Origin of the sequence: Xanthomonas cannabis pv. cannabis (assembly GCF_000802365.1) — a bacterium.
In the GTDB taxonomy this organism is placed as follows: Bacteria; Pseudomonadota; Gammaproteobacteria; order Xanthomonadales; family Xanthomonadaceae; genus Xanthomonas; species Xanthomonas cannabis.
This window is the reverse complement of sequence record NZ_JSZE01000180.1, coordinates 1-4,846: the sequence shown is the minus strand read 5'-3', so window position 1 is coordinate 4,846 and position 4,846 is coordinate 1. Positions and strand designations below refer to the sequence as shown.

The following is a 4,846-nucleotide window of genomic DNA, read 5'->3' as shown; positions in this document are numbered from 1 at the left end:
CGCTGGAAGTGCAAGGCGACAAGGTCGGCGTGTCGGCAGTGGCCGAAACCAACACCTTGCTGGTGCGCTCCACCCCGCAGGCATGGACGTCCATCCGCGATGTCATCGAGAAACTCGACGTGATGCCGATGCAGGTGCATATCGAGGCACAGGTGGCTGAGGTGAATTTGACGGGTGCGCTGCAGTACGGTGTGAACTGGTATTTCGAGAATGCAGTGAGCGTGCCAGTGACATCCGGTGGGCCTGGCCTGCCACCCGCTGTAGGACGCGGCATCTGGGGCGATATTGCAGGTACCGTCACCAACGGCGGCGTGGGCTGGACGTTTCTCGGCAAGAATGCTGCAGCAGTCATCAGTGCCCTGGATACGGTCACCAATTTGCGACTGCTGCAGACACCGTCAGTCTTTGTGCGAAACAATGCCGAAGCGACGCTCAATGTTGGCTCACGCATTCCGATCAATTCCACGTCGATCAATACTGGCCTGGGCAGCGACAGTAGTTTCTCGTCGGTGCAATACATCGATACCGGTGTGATCCTGAAGGTGCGCCCACGCGTCACCAAGGACGGCATGGTGTTCCTGGATATCGTGCAGGAAATCAGCACCCCGGGCGCACGGCCTCAAGCGTGTACGGCAGCAGCCACAACCACCGTCAACAGCGCTGCTTGCAATGTCGATATCAATACGCGTCGTGTCAAAACCGAGGCGGCAGTGCAAAGTGGTGACACCATGATGCTGGCCGGCCTGATCGACGACAGTACGACCGATATCAGCGCTGGCGTGCCATTTCTCAGCAAGTTGCCGGTTGTCGGCGCCCTGTTTGGTCAGAAAAATAAAGATACCAACCGCCGTGAAGTCATCGTCTTGATCACTCCCACGATCGTGCGCAACCCGCAGGAAGCGCGCAATCTCACCGACGAGTACGGCCAGAAGTTCAAGGCCATGGAGCCGCTGAAACCCAGCCAGAAGCCGCAATGAGTGCAGCACTGCCCGTCGTGCTGGTGCCGGTTGGCACCGACGACGAGGCGCTGGACGCGTGCCTGGGTGCACTGGATGCGGCCACACCCGCAGATACACGGGTGTGGCTGGCCGACGATGCGCAGGCCGGCCCGCGCGGGCGTGCGGTGATCGAACACTGGTTGGCACGCACTCGATTGCAGGCCCATCACACCCGTCGCCAACGCATGCTCGGCGAGGTGGCGCATCTGGATGAAATGCTCAGCGCCTGCGGCGACGCCGATGTGGTGGTGTTGGGCGTGGATGCCTGCCCATTTCCGGGCTGGTTGAGCCAGTTGAGCGCGTGCTTTGCGCGCGATGCGGCGATCGCCACGGCCACGCCATGGAGCAACGTGGGCGAAGCCTGCAGTTGGCCGCGGCTGGGCGAACTCAACCCGTTGCCGGATGCGCCGGAACGGTTGGCCGCTGCCTGTGCGGCCATGCCGCCGTTGCACCCGGAGCTGCCTTCGGCGGTCGGCCACGCGGTGCTGTTGCGCGGCACCGCGCGACGCAAGGCCGGCGGCCTGGATGCCAGCAGCTACGGCTCGTGGTACGCCGCGCTGGTGGACCTCAGCCTACGCATGGGCGGGCTGGGCTGGCGTAACGTGTTGTGCGACACAGCCTTCGTCGCCTCGCCGCACGAAGGCCGCCCGGCCGATGGCGACATGGATGCCCTGGCCACCCGCTGGCCAGCCTGGCACGCCCGCCTGGCCAACTTCCTCATGCACGACCCGCTGCGTGCGCAACGCGAACAACTGAGTCGGCTGCTGGCCGAACTGCCGCCCCCCGATCCGCAACGCATGCTGTTCGACGCCTAGCCGCCCGCAAAACAACGCCTTCCACGCATGCCGGCGGTGGCGCAGCGACGTCGCGATGACGGACAAGACGTCGCGATCACGCAAGAAGATGCAAGGGCAAAATCATCGCGCAGTGGTCAGCGCACGCAGCTGCTGCCCGGTACAGCACACAGCACAGCGACCCGCATCTGCGCCGCTCGCCGCCTGGTGTCAGCTGCACGACCATAATCACCAAGACACACGCAACACTGCCGATAGCAGCGCATGCTTTTCCCGATTCCCGATTCCCGATTCCCGATTCCCGATTCCCGAATCCCGAATCCCGAATCCCGGCGCTAAAGCGCATCCCGCGTCGGCGCATCGGTCCGCACCACCACCTCCAGCGCGTCGTGACGCCAGGATTCGATATCCAGTTCCACCGCGCGGCCGTCCTCGGCAAAGCTGGTCCGCTGCAGGCGGAAGCAGGGCGTGCCGGTGGTGGACTGCAGCAGCATCGCCTGGGTGGCATCCAGGCCGGCCGGATGCATCGACACCTGCGCGCGGCTCAGGAACAACCCCAGCTTCTGGTTGAACACGCTCGATAGCGAGCCGGCCAGATCATGTTCCAGCAGGCCCGGCGCCCACGCTGCAAGCACCACATTGGTTTCCAGCAGCACCGCGCGGCGGTCGATCCAGCGCCGGCGCTGCAGCACGAAGACATCCTCGTAAGGCGACGCCAGACGCAGTGCGGCGGCGAAGGCGGCGCCGGCCGGTTGCCGGGTCGCACTGAGCAGCTCGGTGCGCGGCTTTCGCCCTTGCGCGGCCACGTACTGCATGAAGCCGGCAATGCTGGTGGGGTCGTAACGCACGCGTGGCGCGCTGACGAACCAACCGCGGCGGTTTTCGCGGTAGATGCGTCCCTGCGCTTCCAGTTGCTGCAGGGCCTCACGCAAGGTGATGCGGGTGCAGCCGAACCGCTCGGCGAGTTCGCGCTCCACCGGCAGGCGCTGGTCAGGGCCCCATTCGCCGGCAGCGATCTGCGCGGAGATGATCTCGGTGATGGCGTGCTGGCGCGAGGCGCTCATGCGGCGTGCCGCCCGGCAAGGAGTTGACGCATCGGTAAGGCAACAGGCTGAAAGTCGTGCATGCGCCGATGGTAATGAAGAACGCGCCAGCAAACCGCGCCGGACTCAGCGCAGCGCCGCCGGATTGCGGTTCTGTTGGGGTTTCCAGCTGCGCCACCCGTAGACCGCCAGCGCCACGAAGCCGGCGTAGAGCAGGGCAGTGGGGTACAGGCCCTTGCTGACGAAGACGCCGACATACACGCAGTCCAGCACGATCCACAACACCCAGTTGGCAATGCGCTTGCGCGCGGCCCACACGCTGGCGACCAGGCTGAAACTGGCCAGCGCCGCGTCCAGCCAGGGCAGTGCGGCGTCGGTGCGGTGATGCATGTACGCGCCCAACCCCGCAGCGAACGCAGCACCGATGCCCAGCGAGATCCACAGTTCCTGCTGCGGCATCGGCAACGGGCGGATGCGCGTGTCCGTGGCATTGCCGCGCTGCCACTGCCACCAGCCATACAGCTGCGTCAGCACGTACACGCCCTGCAGCAGCATGTCCGAGTACAGCTTCCACTGGAAGAACAGCCACGCGTACAAGCTCACCGCCACGATGCCCACCGGCCAGCACCAGCGGATGCGTCGCGCGGTCAGCCACACGCCCAGCAGGTTGATCACGACAGCGATGGATTCGAGCAACGACATGCAATGCCTGATGGAGAGCGGAGAGCGGAGAGCGGGGGCACGGGTGCGACCCGTGCAAAATCGTGTTGCAGTCGCAAGTGGATGCTGCGCGACTCCGAGCCTGTATGCGATGGAAACCCAACAGCGTCCTCACCGCCGAGCTCCTGCCTCAAGAGCGGCTGACACAACCTGGCGCCCGCCCGAATGGCGGCCGCGCAGGAGTGCTGTCAGTTGCTCTCAGCTGCCGCCATCAGCCAGTGCCTGAAACACGCCCAAGCCCACGTGATTTCGCGTCAACGTCCTTCTCCCGCTTGCGGGGGAAGGTGCCCGAAGGGCGGATGGGGGAGACAGCAGACCTCAAAAATCCACCTGCACGGTCAGCCGCGCCGTACGCGGTGCGCCCGGGAACAGATACGCATCGCCCTGGTATTCGCCGGAATCGCGCCAGTAGCGCTTGTCGAACACGTTGTCCACGTTCACCCGCCACGTCGTCGCCAGAGTGCCCAACGTCGTGGCGTAGCGCGCGCCCAGATTGGCCACCGTGTAGGCGGGCACGCTGGCACTGCCAAGGCGGTCGGCGAACTTGCGCCCGCTGTATTGCACGCCGGCCAGCAGCGCCAGCCCATCGACGCCAGGCACGCTGTAGTCGGCCTGCACGCTGGCGCGCAGCTTGGGCACGTTGATGGCCTGATGGCCCTCATACGCTGCAATGTCGGTGTCTTCTGCGCGGGCGCGGATGGTCGCGATGCTGGCGAACAGGCGCAGCTGCTCGGTCGCCGCGCCATCGGCCGACAGCTCCAGGCCGCGGTTATGCAGCCGGCCCTGCTGCACGAACAGCAGGCTACCGTCGGCTTGCGGCTGGGTGAACTGGTAGGCCTGGCGGATGTCGAACAGCGCCGCGCCCAGGCGCAGGCCCTGCAGGTCGATCTTGGCGCCGGTTTCCAGCTGATACGCACTGGTGGGCGGCAGGATCTCGTCGGCATTGTCGGCAAACCACGGCGCGGTGCCGCCGGCGGCCAGGCTCTTGGCGTAGCTGGCATACAGCGACACGTTCTGCCGCGGTTTGAACAACAGCGCCGCCTGCGGCAACACCGCGTCCTTGCGGGTGCGGCGTTCCAACAGCCCGTCGCGATCGAACGCGCGTTCGTCCAGCCGCACGGCGCGCGCGCCCAACGACAGCTCCCACTGCTCACCCAGGCCGATGCGGTCGGCCAGCACCAGCGCGCGCTGGCGGCTGTCCAGGCGGCGTTGCCTGGGGTCCAGCGCTACGTCGGTCTGCGCGAAGACCTCCGGGTCGCGGTCGATGCTGCCGCTGCCGACGAATTCGTTG

Annotated in this window: 5 protein-coding genes; 2 read left to right on the top strand and 3 right to left on the bottom strand. The window is 65.8% G+C overall.

The features are described 5' to 3' along the window. Both OZ10_RS19605 and OZ10_RS19600 read left to right on the top strand, forming a co-directional pair. Window positions 1-977 (top strand): secretin N-terminal domain-containing protein (locus OZ10_RS19605; RefSeq protein WP_039566728.1); only part of this gene is annotated, 977 nt, incomplete at its 5' end. Further along, a complete protein-coding gene (locus tag OZ10_RS19600; protein ID WP_039566726.1) occupies window positions 974-1,813 on the top strand; it encodes a glycosyltransferase family 2 protein in 840 nt (279 codons plus the stop codon). The genes OZ10_RS19605 and OZ10_RS19600, both read left to right, overlap by 4 nt. A 314-nt stretch (window positions 1,814-2,127) precedes the next feature. On the opposite strand, the gene OZ10_RS19595 is transcribed toward OZ10_RS19600, so the two are convergent. From OZ10_RS19595 to OZ10_RS19585, 3 genes are all read right to left on the bottom strand, one after another. Then, a complete protein-coding gene (locus OZ10_RS19595) occupies window positions 2,128-2,856 on the bottom strand; it encodes a UTRA domain-containing protein (protein ID WP_039408311.1) in 729 nt (242 codons plus the stop codon). Between the two features lie 105 nt (window positions 2,857-2,961). Next, entirely contained in the window at window positions 2,962-3,537 is a 576-nt protein-coding gene (gene pnuC / locus OZ10_RS19590; RefSeq protein WP_039566725.1) for a nicotinamide riboside transporter PnuC, read from the bottom strand. 336 nt (window positions 3,538-3,873) lie between these two features. Continuing rightward, on the bottom strand, window positions 3,874-4,846 hold a 973-nt coding region (locus OZ10_RS19585; protein WP_039566722.1), incomplete at its 5' end, for a TonB-dependent siderophore receptor.